The sequence below is a fragment of the Streptomyces sp. NPDC050504 genome, assembly GCF_044458065.1.
Lineage (GTDB): Bacteria > Actinomycetota > Actinomycetes > Streptomycetales > Streptomycetaceae > Streptomyces.
Genome location: NZ_JBITHO010000012.1, coordinates 15,047 through 36,615, shown reverse-complemented (window position 1 = coordinate 36,615; position 21,569 = coordinate 15,047). Strand labels below are relative to the sequence as shown.

General features: G+C 73.3%; 11 protein-coding genes. All 11 read right to left on the bottom strand.

What is annotated here, in order from left to right:
* Window positions 1-25 precede the first annotated feature (25 nt).
* The 11 genes from ACIBNE_RS35050 to ACIBNE_RS35000 all read right to left on the bottom strand — a co-directional run bounded on the left by ACIBNE_RS35050 (window position 26) and on the right by ACIBNE_RS35000 (window position 21,290).
* Window positions 26-11,128 (bottom strand): SDR family NAD(P)-dependent oxidoreductase, encoded by an 11,103-nt coding sequence (locus tag ACIBNE_RS35050; protein WP_399278967.1) that lies wholly within the window; start codon window positions 11,126-11,128, stop codon window positions 26-28.
* Window positions 11,129-11,215: 87 nt separating this feature from the next.
* Window positions 11,216-12,502 carry a methylaspartate mutase gene (locus tag ACIBNE_RS35045; protein ID WP_399279380.1) on the bottom strand — a complete coding sequence of 429 codons (1,287 nt, stop codon included), beginning with the start codon at window positions 12,500-12,502 and terminating at the stop codon, window positions 11,216-11,218.
* Between the two features lie 71 nt (window positions 12,503-12,573).
* A complete protein-coding gene (locus tag ACIBNE_RS35040) occupies window positions 12,574-13,080 on the bottom strand; it encodes a cobalamin B12-binding domain-containing protein (protein ID WP_399278965.1) in 507 nt (168 codons plus the stop codon).
* Window positions 13,077-14,342 carry a type III PLP-dependent enzyme gene (locus tag ACIBNE_RS35035; RefSeq protein ID WP_399278963.1) on the bottom strand — a complete coding sequence of 422 codons (1,266 nt, stop codon included), beginning with the start codon at window positions 14,340-14,342 and terminating at the stop codon, window positions 13,077-13,079. The genes ACIBNE_RS35040 and ACIBNE_RS35035 overlap by 4 nt, the downstream gene beginning before the upstream one ends.
* Window positions 14,339-15,856 carry an AMP-binding protein gene (locus tag ACIBNE_RS35030; protein WP_399278960.1) on the bottom strand — a complete coding sequence of 506 codons (1,518 nt, stop codon included), beginning with the start codon at window positions 15,854-15,856 and terminating at the stop codon, window positions 14,339-14,341. Before ACIBNE_RS35030 ends, ACIBNE_RS35035 begins: the two co-directional genes overlap by 4 nt.
* Before the next feature lie 49 nt (window positions 15,857-15,905).
* Complete coding sequence (locus tag ACIBNE_RS35025) at window positions 15,906-17,585, bottom strand: AMP-binding protein (RefSeq protein WP_399278958.1); 1,680 nt, start codon at window positions 17,583-17,585, stop codon at window positions 15,906-15,908.
* A 54-nt stretch (window positions 17,586-17,639) separates the two neighbouring features.
* On the bottom strand, window positions 17,640-17,891 hold the full coding sequence (locus ACIBNE_RS35020; protein ID WP_399278956.1) for a phosphopantetheine-binding protein: 252 nt from the start codon (window positions 17,889-17,891) through the stop codon (window positions 17,640-17,642).
* A gap of 62 nt (window positions 17,892-17,953) precedes the next feature.
* Complete coding sequence (locus ACIBNE_RS35015) at window positions 17,954-18,907, bottom strand: ACP S-malonyltransferase (protein ID WP_399278955.1); 954 nt, start codon at window positions 18,905-18,907, stop codon at window positions 17,954-17,956.
* 3 nt (window positions 18,908-18,910) lie between these two features.
* Window positions 18,911-19,135: a ferredoxin gene (locus tag ACIBNE_RS35010; protein ID WP_399278953.1), complete on the bottom strand. Its 225-nt coding sequence runs from the start codon at window positions 19,133-19,135 to the stop codon at window positions 18,911-18,913.
* Window positions 19,132-20,337 (bottom strand): cytochrome P450, encoded by a 1,206-nt coding sequence (locus ACIBNE_RS35005; RefSeq protein ID WP_399278951.1) that lies wholly within the window; start codon window positions 20,335-20,337, stop codon window positions 19,132-19,134. The genes ACIBNE_RS35010 and ACIBNE_RS35005 overlap by 4 nt, the downstream gene beginning before the upstream one ends.
* A gap of 29 nt (window positions 20,338-20,366) precedes the next feature.
* Entirely contained in the window at window positions 20,367-21,290 is a 924-nt protein-coding gene (locus tag ACIBNE_RS35000; protein WP_399278948.1) for a proline iminopeptidase-family hydrolase, read from the bottom strand.
* Window positions 21,291-21,569: the final 279 nt, after the last annotated feature.

The window sequence follows — 21,569 nt, the reverse complement described above, 5'->3', positions numbered from 1 at the left end:
GTCGGAGGCCGGGGCCCCGCCGCCGTCACTCGGCCTGCTCCGACTCGCTGCGCTCGAACGCCTCGCGCACGAGGGCGTCGATGTCCATCGCGAGGATCGCGTCGCTCTGGTCCTCGCCCCGGACCTCGACGGCGCCGGACGCCGCCGGGGCGTCCCGGCCGTCCGCCGCGGCCCCGGCCGGAGCCAGGGCGAGGAGCGCGTCGAGCAGCCCCGCCTCCCTGACCCGGGCCAGCGGCACCGACGCGATGACCCGCCGCAGCGCGTCCTCGTCCGGGTCCGTGCCGCTGCCGACGCCGACGGACGCGGCGCCCGCCGTGGGCTCCGCGGGCGCGGGCGCCAACTCCTCCAGCAGGTACACCGCGAGGGCCTGCGGGGTCGGATAGTCGAAGACCAGGGTGGCGGGCAGCCGCTGACCCGTCGCCTTCTTCAGCCGGTTGCGCAGCTCCACCGCCGTGAGCGAGTCGAACCCGGACTCCTGGAAGGAGCGCGCGGGATCGACCGCCGACGCGTCGGCGTACCCGAGCACCGCGGCCACCTCGACGCCGATCACGTCTTCGAGCAGCCGCAGCCGCTCGTCCTCGGCCAGCGGCGCCAACCGCTGCTCCAGCGTCGCGAGATCGGCCGGAGCGCTCTGCGCCGCGGTCTGCGCGGTGCGCCTGGCGGGGGTGGCGGGGTGGAGGTTCGCGGTGAGCGGCTGGGCGGGGTGCCGGGGGTTGATCCGTACGGGCAGCAGGGCCGGGTGGCCCGTGCTGAGGGCGGCGTCGAACAGGGCCAGGTTCTGCTCGGTGGTCAGGGGCAGCAAGGAGCTGTCACCCAGCCGCTCCAGGTCGGTACGGGTGAGGTTGGCGGCCATGCCCTGGTCGGTGTTCCACAGTCCCCAGGCGAGGGAGTGTGCGGGGAGGTCTTGGGCGGTGCGGTGGTGGGCGAGTGCGTCGAGGAAGGCGTTGGCGGCGGCGTAGTTGGCCTGTCCTGCGCTGTCGAGGGTGCCTGCCGCGCTGGAGTAGAGGACGAAGTGGGTGAGGTCGAGGTGGGCGGTGGCGTGGTGGAGGTGCCAGGCCGCGTCGGCCTTGGGGGCCAGTGCGGTGTGGAGGTGGCTGGGTGTCTGGTTGGTGAGGGTGGCGTCCTGGAGGGTGCCCGCGGTGTGGATGATTCCCTTCAAGTGGGGGAGTGAGGCGATGAGTTCGGTGACCTGGGCGGGGTCGCTGACGTCGCAGGCGTGGAGGGTGAGGTGGGCGCCGAGGCCGGTGAGGCGTTCGGTCAGTTCGGCGGCGTTGGGTGCCTTGTCCCCGCTGCGGCTGGCGAGCGCCAGGTTCTTTACGCCGTGCTGGGTGACGAGGTGTTCGGCGGCGAGGGTGGCGAGGCCGCCGGTGCCGCCGGTGATCAGGAGCGTGTCGTCGGAGCCCCACGCCTCGAAGCCGGTACCGGACTCCTCCGCCGCCGGACCGGTCTGCGCCAGTCGGGCCGCGCGGACACCGTCCGAGGTGAGGGACACCCACGGCTCGCCACTGGCGACCACGGCCGGGAAGTGCCGGAGCGCCGCTTCCGCGCCGTCCCAGGCGGCCAGCACGAAGCACCCGGGGTTCTCCTCCTGGGCCGCGCGGACCAGACCGGCGACCGCCGAGCCGACCAGGTCGACGGACCCGTCCGTCCCCCGCACCACGACGACCAGCCGGGACGAGGCCAGGCGCGGCTCCGCCAGCCACTGCTGGAGCGTGGACAGTACGTCACCCAGAACCTGGCGCAGTCGTACGGGCAGCGTCGCCACGCCGTCCGGGTCGGCCGTGCCGAACTCGACGGCCGGGACCGGCAGCAGCGCCACCGGCGGCACCGCGTCCCCGATCGAGGCCACGTCCCGGGAGCCCCGGAGGCCCGTCCAGGACCACTTCTCCGCATCCGGACCGAGCACCACCCAGTCGCCGGGCGCCTCCTGGGTCCCGGACGTCCCGACCGGGACCCAATCCACGTGGTACAGCGGCAGCGAACCGTCGCGCGCCGCCGCGATCTGCTCGGCCGACACGGGCCGCGCAGCCATCGAACGCACCGTCGCGACCGGCGCACCCGTCGGGTCGGCCAGGTCCAGCGACACCGTCTCCGCGGAGTCGCCGACCGCCGAGAGCCTGACCCGCAGCGCGGTCGCCCCCGAGGCGTGCAGCGACACGTCGCCCCACGCGAACGGCAGGCTCGTCCCGCGCCCCGGCTCCCGGGTGTCGCCGCCGAGCAGCTCGCTCGCGTGCAGGGCGGCGTCCAGCAGCGCCGGGTGGAGGCCGAAGGCGACGGCGGTACCGTGCGCGTCCTCGGGAAGCGCCACCTCGGCGAACACCTCGCCGCCGCGCCGCCAGGCGGCCCGCAGGCCCCGGAAGGTCGGGCCGTAGCCGAGCCCGTCGGCGGCCAGCGTCTCGTAGAGCCCGCTCAGGTCCACGGGGGTGGCGCCCGCAGGCGGCCACGCGCCGAGGTCGACCCCGGCGCGCGGCGCACCGGCGCCGCTCGCGAGGAACCCGTCGGCGTGCCTGGTCCAGGCGTCCGGCGCGGTGTCCACGGCCCGCGAGTACACGCCGACCCGACGCCGCCCCGACTCCTCCGGCTCGCCCACGGTCACCCGCAGGTCGCGGGCACCGCTCTCGGGCAGCACGAGCGGCGCTTCGAGAGTCAGCTCCTCCAACAGGTCGCAGTCCACGTGGTCGCCGGCCCGCAGCGCCAGTTCGACCAGCGCGGCCCCGGGCAGGACGACGGCACCCATGACGAGGTGGTCGGCGAGCCACGGGTGGGACCGCAGGGAGATGCGCCCGGTCAGCACCACACCCGTCGACTCCGGCAGGGTGATCGCCGCGCCGAGCAGCGGGTGTTCGGCGGCGTCCAGACCGGCGGCGGCCACGTCGGCCTGCTCGGCGACCGCGTCGATCCAGTAGCGCTGGTGTTGGAAGGGGTAGGTGGGGAGGTTGATGTGGTGGGTGGGGTTGTTGGTGTGGAGGGTGGTCCAGTCGACGGGGTGGCCGTGGGTCCAGAGGTCGGCCAGGGCGGTGAGGGCCTGGGTGTGTTCGGGGCGGTCGCGGCGGAGGAGGGGTATGCAGTGTCCGGTGTCGGCGGCCATGGTGGTGAGGACGGCGTCGGGGCCGATCTCCAGGAACGTGGTGGCGCCGTCGTCGGCCAGGGTGCGGACCGCGTCGGCGAAGCGGACCGCCTCGCGGACGTGGGTGACCCAGTACTCGGGCGAGGTGACCTCTGCCGGGGTCACCGTCCGCCCGGTGACGGTGGAGACGATCGGGATCTTCGGCTCGGCGTAGTCCAGTATCCGCGCGATCTGCTCGAACTCAGCGAGCATCGGCTCCATGAGGGGCGAGTGGAAGGCGTGGGAGACCTTGAGGCGGGTCGCCTTGCCGCCAGCGGCCTTGACCGCCTCGACGACGGTGTCGACGGAGGTGGCGGCGCCGGAAACGACCACGGCCCGGGGGCCGTTGACGGCGGCTATCGCCGCGTCCGTCACGCCCTCCAGCAGGGTGCGGACGTCGTCCTCGGTGGCCTGCACGGCGGCCATCACGCCGCCCTCGGGCAGGGCCTGCATCAACCGGCCCCGCGCCACGACCAGCGCGCAGGCGTCAGGCAGGGAGAACACCCCGGCCACACACGCGGCCGCGATCTCACCGATGGAATGCCCGGCCAGCACGTCCGGGCGCACACCCCAGGACTCCACCAGCCGGAACAGGGCGATCTCGACCGCGAACAGGGCAGGCTGCGCGTACTCGGTACGGTCCAGGAGTCCCGCGTCGCCTTCCTCCCCGTACAGCACTTCCTTCAGCGGACGCGGCAGCAGCGGATCCAGATGCCCGCACACCTCGTCCAGCGCCTCCGCGAACACCGGGAAAGCCTCGGCCAGTTCACGGCCCATACCCACCCGCTGTGCACCCTGACCCGTGAACAGGAACGCCAAGCGCCCCTCGGTGACCGTCCCCGCCAGCGAAGCGTCTTCCGAGGCCACGGCGCGCAGGCCCGCGAGGAGTTCGTCGTGGTCGGCGGCGACGACCGCCGCGCGGCGTTCCAGCTGGCTGCGCTGAGTCGTGAGCGCCAGAGCGACGTCCGCCGTGTCGGGGGCGCCCTCGCCCGCCAGCAGCTCCAGCACTCCCTGGGCCTGCGCCTTGAGCGCATCAGCCGTACGCGCGCTGAGGAGCACCGGCAGCGGGGCGGACGCGGGTGACTGTTCCACCTCGGGCTGTTCGGGCGCCTCTTCGATGATGACGTGCGCGTTGGTGCCGCTGATGCCGAACGACGACACACCCGCCCGACGCGGCCGCTCGCTCTCCCAAACCCGGGACTCCGTCAGCAGCTCCACACGCCCCGCCGACCAGTCCACCTTCTTTGACGGCTCGTCCACGTGCAGCGTCTTCGGCAGCACGCCCTCCCGCATCGCCATGACCATCTTGATGATGCCCGCGACACCGGCGGCCGCCTGGGTGTGACCGATGTTGGACTTGATCGAGCCGAGCCACAGCGGGCTGTCGGCGGGCCGGTTCTGGCCGTAGGTGGCGATGAGGGCTTGGGCTTCGATGGGGTCGCCGAGTGTGGTGCCGGTGCCGTGTGCTTCGACGGCGTCGATGTCGGTGGGGTTCAGGTGGGCGTTGGCGAGGGCCTGGGTGATGACGCGTTGCTGGGAGGGGCCGTTGGGGGCGGTGAGGCCGTTGCTGGCGCCGTCCTGGTTGACGGCGGAGCCGCGTACCACCGCGAGGACGGGGTGGCCGTTGCGCTGGGCGTCGGAGAGGCGCTCCACCACCAGCACGCCGACGCCCTCGCCCCAGCCCGTGCCGTCCGCGCCCTCCGCGAAGGAGCGGATGCGGCCGTCGGTCGCGAGTCCGCGCTGCCTGCTGAAGTCGATGAAGGTGTCCGGCGTCGGCATGACCGTCGCGCCGCCGGCGAGGGCGAGCGAGCACTCGCCGCTGCGCAGCGCCTGGATCGCCCAGTGCAGGGCCACCAGGGAGGACGAACACGCCGTGTCCACCGTCACCGCCGGGCCTTCGAGGCCGAGTACGTAGGAGACGCGGCCGGAGGCGACGCTGCCCAGGCTGCCGTTGCCGAGGTAGGCGTCGACGCCTTCGGGGACGGGGGAGTTGCCCAGGCGCGAGGCGTAGTCGTGGTACATGATGCCGGTGAAGACGCCCGTGGCGCTGCCGCGCAGCCGGTGCGGGTCGAGCCCGGCGCGCTCCAGGGCCTCCCAGGAGGTTTCGAGGAGGAGGCGCTGCTGGGGGTCGGTGGCGAGGGCCTCGCGGGGCGACATGCCGAAGAACTCGGCGTCGAAGTCGGCCGCGTCGTGCAGGAAGCCGCCCTCGACCGAGTAGGTCTTCCCGGGCTTGCCCGGCTCCGGGTCGAAGATGTCCTCGACCTGCCAGCCCCGGTCGGCCGGGAACGCCGAGACGCCGTCGCGGCCCTCGGCGAGCAACTCCCAAAGTTCTTCCGGGGTGTTGACGCCACCGGGGTAGCGGCAGCTCATGCCGACGATGGCGATGGGCTCGTCGGGGTCGGCGCCGGACGGCACGACGGGCACCACGGGCGCGGCCGTGGCCGTGTCGCCGAAGAGCTTGTCGTGCAGGTGGTCCGCGAGCGCCTGCGGCGTCGGGTAGTCGAAGACGAGGGTGGCGGGCAGGCGCACGTCCGCCACCTTGCTGAGCCTGTTGCGCAGTTCCACCGACGACAGCGAGTCGAAGCCGCTCTCGGTGAACGCCCGCTTCGGGTCGACGGCGCTCGGGCTGTCGTGGTGCAGCACCCCGGCGACGTGCGTGCGGACCAGGTCCAGCACCGCGCGCGCCCGCTCGGCGGGGCTGATCCCGCTCAGCCGGGTGACGATCTCCGGGCCCTGCGCCGCCGGTGCCTCGGTGTGCGCGGTGCGCCTGGCGGGAGCGGCGGGGTGGAGGTTCGCGGTGAGCGGCTGGGCGGGGTGCCGGGGGTTGATCCGTACGGGCAGCAGGGCCGGGTGGCCCGTGCTGAGGGCGGCGTCGAACTGCGCGAGGTTCTGCGCGGTGGTCAGATGGAGCAGCGGCCCGCTGTCGAGCCGTTCGAGGTCGCTGGAGGTGAGGTTGGCGGCCATGCCCTGACCGGTGTTCCACAGTCCCCAGGCGAGGGAGTGCGCGGGGAGGTCTTGGGCGGTGCGGTGGTGGGCGAGTGCGTCGAGGAAGGCGTTGGCCGCGGCGTAGTTGGCCTGTCCGGCGCTGTCGAGGGTGCCTGCCGCGCTGGAGTAGAGGACGAAGTGGGTGAGGTCGAGGTGGGCGGTGGCGTGGTGGAGGTGCCAGGCCGCGTCGGCCTTGGGAGCCAGAGCGGTGCCGAGGTGCCCGGACGTCTGGTTGGTGAGAATGGCGTCCTGGACGGTGCCCGCGGTGTGGACGATGCCCTTCAAGTGGGGCAGTGCGCCGATGAGTTCGGTGACCTGGGCGGGGTCGCTGACGTCGCAGGCGTGGAGGGTGAGGTGGGCGCCGAGGCCGGTGAGGCGTTCGGTCAGTTCGGCGGCGTTGGGTGCCTTGTCCCCGCTGCGGCTGGCGAGTGCCAGGTTCTTTACGCCGTGCCGGGTGACGAGGTGTTCGGCGATGAGTGTGGCGAGGCCGCCGGTGCCGCCGGTGATCAGGAGCGTGTCGTCGGGGCCCCACGCCTCGAACCCGGTCGTCGCCGAGGCCTCGGGGGCCGTACGGACGAGCCGGGACACGTGGAACGTGCCGTCGCGCAGCGCCAACTCCGTTTCACCGGCCGCGAGTGCCGCCGCGAGCGCGGACCGCGCGGGCCGTACGCCGTCCCAGTCCAGCAGGACGAAACGGTCCGGGTGCTCGGCCTGCGCGGAGCGCACCAGCCCCCACACGGCGGCGCCCGCCAGGTCCACCGGCAGCCCCTCGGGGCCCACCGCGCCCCGGGTCGCCACCACGAGCCGGGACGAGGCGAACCGCTCGTCGGCGAGCCACCGCTGAAGCGTCTCCAGCACACCGCCCGCGACCTCGCGCACCCGCTCCGGCACGTCGGTGCCCTCCCCGTTCAGGGGGCAGGTCAGCACGGCCACGTCGGGCACGTCGACGAGTTCCGTCAGGCCGGTGCGGGCGGTGGCACCGGCCCACTCCCACTCGGCGGCGTCGGCGCCGAGCGCCGCCCAACTGCCGGTCGCAGGCTCCACCCGGGCGGCGGTGAGCGGGAGCTCCTCCCAGCCGACCGCGTAGAGGTGGGTCTCCGCGCCGTCGCGGGCCTTGGTGATCTGCTCGGCCGACACCGGGCGCATGACCAGCCGGTCCACCTCGGCGACGGGGTGACCGGCCGGGTCGCTGAGCAGGAGGCGTACGTCGTCCTCGCCCGACTTGGTGACGTGCACCCGCAGCGTGGTCGCGCCGGTCGCGTGCAGCCGTACGCCGCTCCAGGCGAACGGCAGCACGGTCGGCCCGTCCTGCGCGTCGCCCGTACCGAGGTCGGTGGCGTGCAGCGCCGCGTCCAGGAGCGCCGGGTGGAGCGCGAACACGGCCGCGTCGTCGTGCGCCTGCGAGGGCAGCGCCACCTCGGCGAAGACCTCGTCGCCCCGCCGCCAGGCGGCCTTCAGGCCCTGGAAGACGGGGCCGTAGTCGTAGCCCTGGGTGGCCAGTTCGCCGTAGACGCCGTCGAGCGGGAGGGGCGTGGCGCCCGGCGGGGGCCAGGCGGCCGGGGCGGTGCCGGTGCCAGGGGCCGGGGCGTCGGCGGTGAGCGTGCCCGTGGCGTGCAGGATCCACGGGGCGTCGTCATCGGCGCCGTGCGGCCGGGAGTGGACGGTCACCGAGCGGTCGGACCGCGAGGTCTGCACGCGGAGGTCGGTGTGGGCGTCGGACCTGAGCGCGAGCGGGGCGTGGAGGGTCAGCTCCTCCAGGTGGGGCGCGCCGGTGCGGTGTCCCGCGTGCAGGGCCAGCTCCACGAAGGCGGTGCCGGGCAGCAGCGGAGTGCCCATGATCGCGTGGTCGTCGAGCCACGGGTGGGTCCTGGCGCTGATGCGCCCGGTCATGACGGTGGTGTCGGTCCCGGGGGCGTTGATCAGCGCGCCGAGCAGCGGGTGGTCGGCGGGAGCCTGTCCCAGGGTGGAGACGTCGCCGTCCTCGGCGACGGCCTCCAGCCAGTACCGGCGGCGCTGGAAGGGGTAGGTGGGCAGGTCGACCGGGCGGGCCGGGGCGCCGGTGTGCAGGGCGGCCCAGTCGACCGGGCGGCCCTGGACCCACAGGTGGGCCAGTGCGGAGAGGGCTTCCGCCCGCTCGGGCCTGGACCGGCGCAGCAGCGGTACGCAGTGTCCGGCGTCGGCGGCCATGGCGGTCAGGACGGCGTCGGGGCCGACCTCCAGGAACGTGGTGACGCCGTCGTCGGCCAGGGTGCGGACCGCGTCGGCGAAGCGGACCGCCTCGCGGACGTGGGTGACCCAGTACTCGGGCGAGGTGACCTCTCCCGGGGTCACCGTCCGCCCGGTGACGGTGGAGACGATCGGGACCTTCGGCTCGGCGTAGTCCAGTATCCGCGCGATCTGCTCGAACTCAGCGAGCATCGGCTCCATGAGGGGCGAGTGGAAGGCGTGGGAGACCTTGAGGCGGGTCGCCTTGCCACCGGCGGCCTTGACGGCTTCGACGACCGGGTCCACGGAGGCTGCGGCGCCGGAAACGACCACGGCGCGGGGGCCGTTGACGGCGGCTATCGCCGCGTCCGTCACGCCCTCCAGCAGGGTGCGGACTTCGTCCTCGGTGGCCTGCACGGCGGCCATCACACCGCCCTCGGGCAGGGCCTGCATCAACCGGCCCCGCGCGGCGACCAGAGCCGCCGCGTCGGCGAGGGAGAACACCCCGGCCACGCACGCGGCAGCGATCTCGCCGATGGAATGACCGGCCAGCACATCGGGGCGCACGCCCCACGACTCGACCAGCCGGAACAGCGCCACCTCCACCGCGAACAGGGCGGGCTGCGCGTACTCGGTACGGTCCAGCAGCGCCGCCTGCGGCGAACCCTCCGCCGCGAACAGCACGTCCTTGAGGGGGATGTCGAGCTGGAGGTCGAGGTGTCCGCACGCCTCGTCCAGGGCGTCGGCGAACACCGGGAAGGCGTCGGCGAGTTCGCGGCCCATGCCGATGCGCTGGGAGCCCTGGCCCGTGAACAGGAACGCGAGGCGGCCGCCCGCCACCCGGCCCCGGACGGTCCCCTGCGCGTCGTCGCCCTCGACCAGGGCGCGCAGGCCCGCGAGGAGTTCGTCGCGGCCGGCGGCCGGGACCACGGCGCGGTGGTCGAGTTCGGCCCTGGTGGTCGCCAGGGCCACCGCCACGTCCCGGGCGTGCGGGGCCGCTTCGGACTCCAGGACGCCCAGCACGCCGCGGGCCTGCTCGGTGAGGGCCTCCTCGGTGCGGGCGCTGAGGACCAGCGGCACGGCGGGTGCCTCGGTGTCCGGGCGTTCCCCGGCGGCGTCCGCGTCGGCGGCGGGGGGCTCCTCGATGATGACGTGCGCGTTGGTGCCGCTGATGCCGAACGCGGAGACGCCCGCGCGGCGCGGCCTGCCCTCCGGGGTGTCCCAGGGCCTGGCCTCGGTGAGCAGCTCCACCCGGCCCGCCGTCCAGTCGATGTGCGGGGAGGGGGCGTCGACGTGCAGGGTCTTGGGCAGGGTGCGGTGCCGCATGGCGAGCACCATCTTGATCACGCTGGCCGCGCCGCCCGCGGCCTGGGTGTGGCCCAGGTTCGACTTGGCCGAGCCGAGCCACAGGGGCCGGTCGGCGTCCCGCTCCTGGCCGTAGGTGGCGATCAGGGCCTGTGCCTCGATGGGGTCGCCCAGCTTGGTGCCGGTGCCGTGCGCGTCGACCGCGTCGACGTCGGCGGGGCGCAGCCCCGCGTCGGCCAGCGCCTGGAGGATCAGCCGCTGCTGGGACGGGCCGTTGGGGGCGGTGAGGCCGTTGCTGGCGCCGTCCTGGTTGACGGCGGAGCCGCGCACCACCGCGAGGACCTGGTGGCCGTTGCGGCGGGCGTCGGAGAGCCGCTCCAGGACGAAGACGCCGGCGCCCTCCGCGAAGCCGGTGCCGTCCGCCGCCTCGGAGAACGCCTTGCAGCGGCCGTCGGCGGCGAGCCCGCGCTGCCTGCTGAAGGCGGTGAACATGCCGGGGCTGCCCATCACGGCCACGCCGCCGACCAGGGCGAGCGAGCACTCGCCCGCGCGCAGCGCCTGGGCCGCCAGGTGGAGGGAGACGATCGAGCCCGAGCAGGCGGTGTCCACCGTCACCGCGGGGCCCTCCAGACCCAGGGTGTACGAGACCCGGCCGGAGGCCACGCTCGGCGCGTTGCCGGTCATCAAGTAGCCGTCGAGGCCCAGCGGGGCCTGGTGGACCCGGGTGCCGTACTCGTGGACCTCGGCGCCGAAGAACACTCCGGTGCGACTGCCGCGCAGGGAGGCGGGGTTGATGCCCGCGCGCTCCAGCGCCTCCCAGGAGGTCTCCAGGACCAGCCGCTGCTGCGGGTCCATCGCCAGCGCCTCGCGCGGGCTGATCTTGAAGAAGTCGGCGTCGAAGTCGGCCGCCCGCTCCAGGAAGCCGCCCTTGTCGACGTACGACTTGCCCGGCTGGTCGGGGTCGGGGTCGAACATGCCGGGGACGTCCCAGCCGCGGTCGGTGGGGAAGTCGCCGAGCACCTCGCGGCCCTCGGCCATCAGCTCCCAGAACTCCTCCGGCGAGTCGATGCCGCCGGGGTAGTGGCAGCCGATGCCGATGATGGCGATCGGCTCGTCGTCGTCGCGCACGGTGAGCGGGACGTCGACGGCGACCGGCTCGGGCGCGATGCCGAGGATCCTGCCCCGCACGTAGCGGCCCAGCTCGACGGGGGTGGGATGGTCGTAGGCCACGGTGATGGGCAGGGCGACGCCGGTGGCGGCGACGAGCCTGGTGTGCAGGTCGACCGAGGACAGCGAGTCGAAGCCCAGTTCCAGGAACGGGGCGGCGGTGTCGACCGCGTCCCCGGTATCGGGGCGGGCCCGGCGCAGCGCGGCGACGGTCTGCGCGTGCACGATCTCCAGCACCGCGCGCTCCTGCTCGGCGGGGGTCAGCCCGGCCAGCCGCTCGGCCAGGGCGGCACGCGGCGTCCCGGGCGCGTGCTCCGGCTCGCCACCGGACTCGGAAGGAACGTTCTCGGGCTCGGTCATGTCGGTGCACTCCAAAAGAGATTCCGGGGCGAGGAACACAGCAGAGTCGGTCGGCCGGGGGAGCCGGTCGGCCGGTGGGCCGGGGTGTCAGGAGGTCGGGTGGTCCCCGTACAGGAACGGTCCGTCGTGGCCGCGCCGTACGTAGGAGAGGGCGTCCAGCAGGTCGGACGAGGTGACGGGGCGGGTGGTGCGGGCACCGGCGATGTCCGCGATGGGCAGCGACCCGGTGTCGGCCCAGCGCAGCCAGCCGTCTTCGCCGATGTAGCTGCGGCAGCGGCCGGCGTTGTCCGGGTGCAGGCAGTACGGGATGTCCAGGTAGCCGCGCTTGAACGCGAGGAGCAGCGCGCTGCCCAGGTCCGAGTGGCTGTTGAGCACCGCGTCGACGAGTGCGCGCGCCTCGGCGTACGTCTGCGAGTCCGGGTACGTCTCGTGGAGCGGCGCGGCGGCGTGGGGCAGGGCGGCGCGGGCGGCGCGGGCCACCCGGTCGGCGTGCTCCAGCGCGGCGACGTTCTCCGCGATCGTGGGGATGCGGCGGGACTCGGCGACCGTCTTCACGATCAGCCGCTCGGAGCCGGTGTCCACCGCCAGCTCGGCGGCCTGCCCCAGCAGCGCGAGACAGCCCTCGGGCGTGGTGGGGTAGACCCCCATGTAGGCGTAGATCACCACGTGCCAGTCGGCGTCCGGCAGCAGCTCCGCGCAGAGCCTGCGGAGCGCGAACACCGCCTCGCGGTCCTGCGCGCGGCTGGTCTGCTGGGCGTAGCTGAGGGACACGTCGTCGATGCCCAGGCGGTGGAAGAACAGCGCCTCCAGGACGCTGACGGCGACCAGCACGCTCGGCGGGCACAGCTGGCCCAGCATGCAGCCGCCGAACGTCTCCAGGTGCGGCCGCATGCCCCACGCCCGTGCCTGGGCGAACAGGGCGGTGCTCCGCTCCCAGTTGCGCATCGACTCGTCGAGCGGGGTGCGGCCGTAGGGCAGGCAGTACGAGACGGGGCCGCCCTCGGTGGCGCTGAGCCCGGCCCGCAGCAGGGCGGCGAAGATGTCGATCGGCGCCGCCGAGCCGTGCCGGACCTGGACGGGGAAGTCGTCGGCGTGGACGCCGTCGAGCACCGCCCGGGTGGTGTCCGTGGCGTAACTGACGATGGGGTAGCCGTTGAGGCCGATGCCCTCGCGCAGCGCGGTCTCCACGGCGTCGAGGTCCCTGACCCGGGTGAAGCTGTCCAGGGTGAGCGTGCCCACGGTGGTGGCGTCCGCGCCCCGGGTGGCGAGCAGGCCCTCGCGCATCCGCCCGGGGTCGCCGAAGCCCATCCGGGGCTGGACGACGAGCCGCCCGGCGCGGGCCGCACGGCGCACGAACGCGCCGAAGTCCCCCACCAGCGGGCCGGGTCCGCCGGACCGCGCCGGGACCGGCCCGCCGCCGAGCGGCACCGCGGGGAAGTGCTCCGTCACGACAGCTCTCTTCGGGGTATGCCGCCGATGAGGCGCCGGAAGGCGGCGATCTCCTGCGCGCCGTCCTCGAAGACGCTGTCGAAGCCCGCGGCGACCAGCTCCGCCGCGTGCCCGCCGTCCTCGCCGCCCGTGATGCCGAGCTTCCCGCCGATCACCGCGGGCAGCTCCTTGAGCCGGTCCTCCTCGCGCAGCTTCCTGATGAGCCGCAGGCCGTCCTGGTGCCCGTGCCCGTTGACGCTGCTCAGGACGAGCATGGCGGGCGTGCGCTCCAGGCACTCCTCGATCAGCAGCTCGTCGGGCACGCACGGACCCAGGTTGACCACGTCGAAGCCGTGCTCCTCGATCAGCAGCTGGAGGAAGACCAGGTTCCAGGTGTGCGAGTCGGACGCCAGCCCCGACACCAGGACGGTGTCCCTGCGGCCCGCCGCGTCGGCGGTGTCCCGGGGGCGTACGGTGCCCGTCTCCTGGTCCGCCCACGCCGGCCCTCGTGCGGACAGTGTCATGCCGTCCCTCCGCCGAGCGGGGCCACTTCGGCCCTGGTGTGCTCGATCCGGGTCGCGGACACGACCTCGCCGCCGCGCACCAGCACCTCGGCGGGAGCGGGCCTGCCCAGGAACATCAGCAGGCTCGCGGTGGGCCCGTACGCACCCGCGTTGGGAATGCTGAGGACGTCGCCGACCCGCAGGTCGGGCAGGTCCACCTGGCGTCCCAGCACGTCGCCCGGCGTGCACAGCGGCCCCACGAGGGCGGCGCTCAGACCGCTGCGCTCCGCGATCAGCGCGGCCTGTTCGGCGTCCTCGGGCTGCACCGCGACCGGCAGCAGCCGGCCGAGGCCCGACATGCCGCCGAAGGTGTTGATCCCGGCGTCCAGGATGACGAACGTGCGGCCGCGGCTCTCCTTGATGTTGACGACCCGGGTCAGCAGCACCCCGCTGTCGCCCACCAGGTAGCGGCCGGACTCGCACGCGAAGTGCACCTCGCCGTTGCGCCAGTGCGGGAACGTCTCGTCGAGAGCGCTCTCCAGCCGTTCGCGCAGCTTCTCGTACACCGGGCGCTCGCCCGGCACCGCGTACGGGGCCGCGAAGCCGCCGCCGATGTCCACGAACCGCAGCGGCAGCCCGTGCTCGCTCTCCAGCCCCGCCGCCACCTCCAGCGTGTTGCGGAACTCGCCGACCAGGCTGTCCTCGTCGGACGCGTTGCTCAGCGGGAAGAAGTGCGCGCCCGCGATCCGGGTGCCGGCCACCGCCCGCAGCGCGGGCAGCACCTCGCCCAGCGTCTCGGCGTCGATGCCGAACTGCGAGGGCCTGCCGGTCATCCGGATGCTGGTGGTGGCGCTGGCCGACGCGCTGTTGATCCGCAGCAGGCAGTCCGCCTCCACGCCCGCGGCCACCGCCGCGGCGCCCACGTGCTCCAGGTCCGTCAGGGACTCCACCGAGAACAGCCGCACCCCGGCCGCCAGGGCCTCGCGCAGCTCCTCGTCGGTCTTGCCGGGGCCGGTGTACAGGATCCCCGCCGGGTCGAACCCGGCCTCCAGGGCGGCCGCCAGCTCCCCGACCGAGCTGATCTCGGCGCGGCACGTGCGCCCTTCGCCGCTCGCCAGCACCCGCAGCACCTCCGGGTGCGGGTTGGCCTTGACGGCGCTGAACAGGCTGAACGGTTCGGGCAGGGCGTCCAGCAGGTCCTGCCGCGCCGCCTCGACCCGGTCCAGGTCGTACACGTACAGCGGAGTGCCGTACCGTGCGGCCAGCTCGGTGTACCGGGTCACTTCTGGCTCCCGTCGAGCAGCTCGGCGAGCTGCTTCTTCTCGTTCTTGCCGTGCAGGGTCAGGGGGAACTCGCCGAGCACGCGGCACACCGCGGGCACCTTCTGCGGTTCGAGGCGGGCCGCCAGCTCCCGCAGGACGACCGGGGCGGCCAGCTCCGACTCCACGAACAGGGCCAGGTCGTGCCGGTCGGTCGGCGGCAGCGCCGCGGCGTGGCGCACCCCGGGGATGTCCATGGCGGCGGACTCGATCTCGATCGTGCTCATCCGGATGCCCTTGCGCTTGAACATGTCGTCGCGGCGGCCCTGGAAGTACAGGTAGCCGTCCTCGTCGAGGTGGCCGTAGTCGCCGGTGTGCAGGCACGGCTCGCCGGTGGCGGCGTGGCGGCGGAACGCGCGGGCGGTCAGCTCGGGGTTGCGCCAGTAGCCGGGCATCACGTGCGGGCCGACGGCGACGATCTCGCCCACCTCGCCGACGGGCACCTGCTCCCCGTCGTCGCCCAGGATCAGCACCCGGGTGCCGGGCAGCGGCAGCCCGACCGAGTCCGGCCGCTCGCCGTCCTCCAGCGGGGGCATGATGGAGACGCGCTTGCACTCGGTCTGCCCGAACTGCCGCACCACCCGCACCCCGGGGAACGCCTCGCGCAGCGTGTCGATGGTCGCCCGGGGCAGCGCGGCCCCGGTGTTGGTGAACATCCGGATCCGGGGCGCGGGGCCGTCGAAGCGGCGCGTCAGCGTGGCGATCATGGTGGCGAGCGACGGCACGATCGGCACGACCGTGGCCCCGCTCTCGCTCAGGGCGGTCAGCAGCCGCAGGTCGGACTCGCCGTCGGCGAGCCTGATCTCGCTGCGGCCCACCGCGCACATCAGGACCTTGTACAGGCCGTAGTCCCAGGACATCGGGAAGCGGCAGAACACCACGTCGTCGGGGCGGTAGCCGAGCACCTCGACCATGGCGCGGGTGGCGAACGCGATCTGCGCGTGCGGGCAGACCACCGCCTTCGGCGCCGCGGTGCTGCCGGAGGTGTAGACGAGGACCGCCGGGGTGTCGGGCGCCACGTCGACGGCCGCCTGGGCGTCGGGACCGCGCGAGGCGATCTTCTCCACCTCGCTCCACACCCCGCCGAACGGGTGCACCGGCACGTCGACGAGCTCCTCGAACGTGCCCTGCCGGCCCTCGGCGCAGACGACGAGCGCCGCCTCCGCGTTCTCCAGGACCGAACGCAGGTGGAACTCCTTCATGTTCGGGTTGAGCGGCACGAACACGACGCCGCGCCGCGACGCCCCGTAGAACAGGGCGGTCAGCTCCCGGTTGGTGGGGAGGTGGACGACCAGCCGGTCGCCGGGGCCGAGGCCCTGCGCGGCGAGCCAGTCGGCGAAGGCGCGGCTGTACTCGTCGAGGCGGGCGTAGCTCCACCGCCCGCTCGCGTCGCTGACCGCGGGCGAGGTCGGCGCGGCCGCCACCGCCTCGTCGAGCAGGTGGTGGACCAGACTGTCGCGGCCGCCGTGGCCGGGCACGGGGGCACCGTGCGCTGTACCGGAGGTGCTGGGCAACGCGGGTCTCCTGTCAGATCGTCGGCGTGCTGACGCCGTCAGTGGTCGTGCCGGTGCCCTGTCCGGCGGTGTCGTCGAGGGCGGCACCAGGACGCTTCGGGGTGCCCAGGCGCTCGGCGGCGCGCGACCGCAGCGCGCCGCGGTCGGTCTTCCGGTTGGAGTTGAGCGGGAACTGGTCCAGGTGCCAGTAGTGCCGCGGCGTCATGCCCATCGGCAGGACCTCGCGCAGCTGCCGGGCGAACGCGGCGGCGGGGACCTCGCGACCGGTGTAGAACACGACGAGTTCGGTGCCCGACGCGCCGGCCACGTCGACCGTCACCGCCTCGGTGACGCCCTCGCAGCCGCGCAGCGCGTGGTCGACCTCCGGCAGCTCCACGCGCCAGCCCGCGATCTGCACCTGGGAGTCGAGCCGCCCCAGATAGGCCAGTTCGCCGTCGTCGCCGATGGCGCGGACCCGGTCGCCCGTGCGGTACCAGGTGCGCCCGTCGTGCTCCAGGAACCGGCCCGCGTCGTCCGCCGCGTCCAGGTAGCCGCGCGTCATCTGCGGCCCCGCCACGCACAGTTCGCCCTCGTCCGCGTCCGGCCGCCCGTCCGCGCCGAGCAGCAGGTGCTCGTGGCCCCCGTTGACGCGGCCGATCGGCACCACGCCGTTCACCGCGAGCCGGGAGGAACGTTCCTCCTCCCAGCGGTGCGCGGCGATCGTGATCGTCAACTCGGTGGGCCCGTACAGGTTCTCCAGTACGGCGCCCGGCGCCGCCGCCCGCCAGTCTGCCGCGTCGCGGCAGGTCAGCGCCTCGCCGGCGAAGAAGCTCCAGCGCAGTCCTGGCAGCGCGCCGGGGCCGAGCCCGCCGAGGCGGCGCACCAGCGGGATCGCGCTGGGAGTGGAGAACCACACCGTCATCCGGTTCTCGGCCGCGAACGCCGGCAGCTGACGGTACGCGCCGGGCGGCACCCACAGGGCGGTCGCCCCCGCGCCCCAGGCGCAGAACAGGTCGAACACGGCGCAGTCGAAGTTCAGGTCGAACGTCTGCGAGAAGACGTCATCCGGAGTGAAGTCGTACCGCTCGTCCTGGAGCCCGAAGTAGTGCGCCGCGCTGCCGTGGCTGATCGGCACCCCCTTGGGGCGGCCCGTGGACCCGGAGGTGAACAGCATGTACGCGGTGTCGGCCGCCCGCACCGGGCGCGGCGCGACGAGGGCGCCCGCCGCGTCGGGCACGATCCGCTCCACCCCCGGGAGGGCGTCGGACGGACAGCCCGGCGCGAGGACCGGCAGCGGCTCGTCGGGACCGCCCGCGTCCAGCGGCGGCTCCCCGTCGGGACCCGGCGCCATCAGCTCGGGCAGCAGCGCCCAGCCCGCCGCGTCCGCGACGACCGCGGACACCTGGGCGGAGCGCAGCATGCGCCGCGTCCGCGCGGGCGGGAAGCCCGGCTGCAACGGCACCACCGTGGCGCCCGCGTACAGCCCGGCCAGGATGCCGACGTACGCGTCGATGCCCTTCGCCGCCAGCACCGCCACGGTCCCCGGCGGCTTGCGCACCGCGCGCAGCAGCGCGCCGGCCCAGGTCAACGCCCGCTCGTGGGCCTGTTCGTAGGTGATCGCATCGGATCCGACCCGCACCGCCTCGTTGCGCGGTGCGAGGCCGACCCCGCGTAGGAAGCGCTCGTGCAGAGCCGTTCCCGTGACTGAGTCCACCGCTCCTCCTTCGATGCCCACTGCTGGTCGCTCACGGCCTCCGGGGACGCGGTCTCAGGCGGCCTGTTCCGTGAGGAGCCCGGACAGCACCTTCCACAGCACGCCCGGCGTCTCGAAGGTCTCCCTGCCGAGCGCGTCGTCCTGGAAACGGACGTCGTACCCGCCCTCCAGGGCGGCGAGCAGCTCGACGATGCCGAGCGAGTCGAGCCCCAGGTCGCGCAGCGGCGCGTCCTCGGTGAGCGGCTCGTCGGCGCCGATGAAGGGCAGGAAACCGCGCAGCAGATCCTCGAAGTTCTGGTCCCACATGGTGAATTCGCCTTTCGAAGGTGAGCAGAAGCTCAGAAGGGGGGGGAGAGGGGGGAACGCGCTCAGGAGTCGGCGGGCCGCGGCCCGCGCCTGGGCTGGAGGGCGAAGCGCGGGGTGACCGGGAGCACCTCGAAGGCCTCCGTCGTGCGCCGCACCCGGCCGAAGAGCCGGTCGTGCCCCGCCACGCACACGGTGCCGACACCGGCCCCGCGCAGCGCGTCGACGACGGCCGGCCAGCGCATCGGGAGCACACAGCTGTCCAGCAGCATGGCGCGCACCCCCGCGCCGGTGGTGATCAGCGAACCGTCCTGGTCGGAGACGACCGGCACCCGGGGCTCCGCGTACTCCAGCGCGCCGAAGACCTCCGCCTCGGCCCGCTCGCGCAGCTCCCCGAACAGCGAGCAGTGCATGGGCGGCCGCATCGAGTACAGCGGCAGGCCGCCGAGCGAACGCAGCCGGGGCTCCAGCTCGGCGAGGTTGTGCTCGCGCAGCGTCAGCATGAAGAAGTCGTCGTCGACGTAGCTGGAGATCTCGTACGCCTCCCCGCGCTCGTCGAGCTCCGCGAGGACCCCGCGCAGCTTCTCCTCCGGCACCCGCACGAACGAGAGGGTGACCAGGTCCTTGAACCCGGTGCTGAAGTAGTCGTCGAGCAGCCGGGCGAACCGGGCCGTGGCCAGCACGGCGTCGGGGAAGTCCAGCGCGCCGCAGTACGCGGCGGCGGGCTTCTCGCCGAAGCTCGGCCCGGCGCACAGCGCCGCCTCGACGCCCAGTGCCTGCTCCGCCCACCGGGCCAGCGCCAGGGAGTTGAGCATGAAGGCGACCTGGGCGTACTCGCTGTAGTCGCCCTCCGTCTGCCGGTAGCGGTCGACGAGCGAGTACCCCAGCACCCGGTCGGCCTCGGCGACCAGCTTCCGCGCGAAGGGGTTGATCACCATGAACCTGCCGACCTCTTCGAAGGGGGTCGGCCCCATGCCGGGGAACACCATCGCGGTGGCGGTGCGCACGTCGGTGGTCATGGCCTACTCCTCGGGGGCGAGCAGCGCGCCGCTGGCGGCGTCGTGCACCGTGATCGCGGACACCGGACAGGTCTCCGCCGCGTCGAGCACCGCCTCGTCCGGCGCGGTGTTCGACACCCGCGGCGAGGACTTGCCCGCCTCCAGCACGAACAGCCCGGGGGCGTAGTTCGCGCAGACCGAAGCACCGATGCAGGCCGCCCGGTCGACGGCGACGGACCAGTCGCTCACCACACCACCCGCAGGCTCTTCGGGCCCCGCACCAGCATTCCCTGCTTCCACACCACGCCGTCGGCGCCGTCGGCGAAGTCCAGGGTGGGGAAGCGCTCGACGAGCACGCTCAGCACGCTCTGCAGCTCCATCCGGGCGAGCTGCGCGCCCAGGCAGTGGTGCGGTCCGTGGCCGAATCCGATGTGCGGGTTGTGCTCGCGGGTCAGGTCCAGCTCGTCGGGGTTCTCGAAGACTTCGGGGTCCCGGTTGGCGGAGGCCACCGAACCCAGCACCGGCTCGCCCTTCTTCACCGTCACGTCGCCGAACGACACGTCCTCCAGGGCGTACCTGGCGAACATCGCCGAGTAGTTCAGCGGGATCCAGCGCACCAGCTCCTCGACGGCCTGCGGCACCAACTGCGGGTTCGCGCAGAGCAGTTCCCACTGGTCGCGGTGGGACAGCAGGGTGTAGAGGAAGTTGGGTATCTGCGAGGCGGTGGTCTCGGTGCCGGTGATGAGCAGCCCGCCGGTCACGTTCATGACCAGCTCCTGCTCGCTGAGCCGGTCGCCGTCCTCGTCACGGGTCTTCACCAGCGCGCCGAGCAGGTCGTCGGTGGGGTTGCGGCGCCGCTCCGCGATCAGCGAACCGATGTAGCCGAACAGCTCCTTGGCGCTGCGCTCGATCTCCTCGAACGGCAGCGCCGTCGTGGACACCATCGCCTCCGACCAGCCGCGCAGCTTCTCGCGGTCGGCCTCGGGGACGCCCAGCATCTCCGAGATGACGGTCACCGGCACGGTGATGGCGAAGTCGTCCACCATCTCGAAGGGCCCGCCCCGCTCGGCCATGGTGTCGGCGAGGCCCTCCACGATGCGCCGCGTGTCGGCACGCATCATCTCCACGCGGCGGTTGGTGAACGCCTTGGCGACCAGCTTCCGCAGCCTGGCGTGGTCCGGCGCGTCCATGCCGACCAGGCCGTCGTCGAGGTTCTCGATGGAGTGCGTGCGCGGCTGGTCCCTGGTGCGGGCCATGGCCCGGCTGAACCGCGGGTCGGCCAGCACGGTGCGCACGTCCTGGTAGCGGGTGGCCAGCCAGGCCGGTTCGCCGATCGGGAACTGCACCCGGCTCAGCGGCTCTTCCTCCCGCAGCTTGCCGTACATCGGGTCGAGTTCGAGCCGGTGCGGTTCGCTGAACGGATAGGCGCGAACCTCGTGTGTGGCGGTCACCGCGTTCCCCTTCTTCTGCTTGGACGAGTTCACGGAATTTCCGTGTGCTGTGTGCTCCGTAATTCACGGAGGAATTCGGTCAGTATCGAGAGGAACCGTTCCGGCTCTTCGAGGTGGGGCATGTGGCTCGACTCCTCGAAGATTTCCCAGCGGACCGTCGCGATGCCGTCGAAGTACGGCTGCACGGTGGCCGGAGTCGCCTCGTCGTGACGCCCGCTCAACAACAGCGTGGGAACGTCGATGCGCGGCAGGACGTCTTCGACCGACCAGTCCTTCAGGCTCCCTATGACGTGGAATTCATTGGGGCCGTTCATGGCGTGGTAGACGGTCGGATCGTCATTGATCTCCATGAAGGTGGCCAGGTAGTCCCGCGGCCACGGAAGGACCCGGCACACGTGCCGGTCGTAGAAGACCCGCATCGCCGCGAAGTACTCCTCGGTGTCCGTGGTGCCCGCGGCCTCGTGGCGCAGCAGCGTCTCCTGCACCTCGGCGGGCAGCCGCTCCCTGAGGACCTTCATCTCCTGGAGCCACAGCGGCATCGACGCCGGAGAGTTGGCGATGACCAGCCCCCGCAGCCCCGCCGGACGGTCCCCGGCGTGGGACGCGGCCAGCATCCCGCCCCAGGACTGCCCGAAGAGGACGTAGTTGTTCCGGATGTCCAGGTGTCCGAGCAGGTTGTCCAGCTCTTCCCGGAACAGCTCCACGGTCCAGAAGTCCGTCCCCTTGTCCGGGAGCCGGGTCGAACCGCCGTTGCCGAGTTGGTCGTAGTGGACGACCGGCCAGCCGGCGTCCGCGAGTGCCGTCAGGCTCAGCAGGTAGTCGTGCGTGCTGCCGGGGCCGCCGTGCAGGGCGACCACGGGCGGCAGCCCGCCGCGCAGATCGCCCGTGACGCGGTACCAGGTCTCGTAATCGCGGAAAGGGACGGTTCCCTTAACGGATGCTGGCGACGACATGTTCCCCCTGCCCGGTGCCGTGTTTTCGCAGCTTGACCCGGGGAACGCTATAGCAGCGCCTGCTGCCGGGCAGACCCCTAGCAGCCCCTACGAGCCCTTAGTCGGCAGGGGTTCCGGGGGCCCCGCGAAAGAGCCCCGGGGCGGCGGACGGTGAAGTGTGGACCACTCCTTCGTTAAGAGCGCGTTACACCCCCAGGTAATACGGCGTCGGCCCCTGCTCGTTCGCGCCGGGCGACCGGACCCCAGGCACGGGTAGGGGTGGGTAGGGGGATCGGTGGG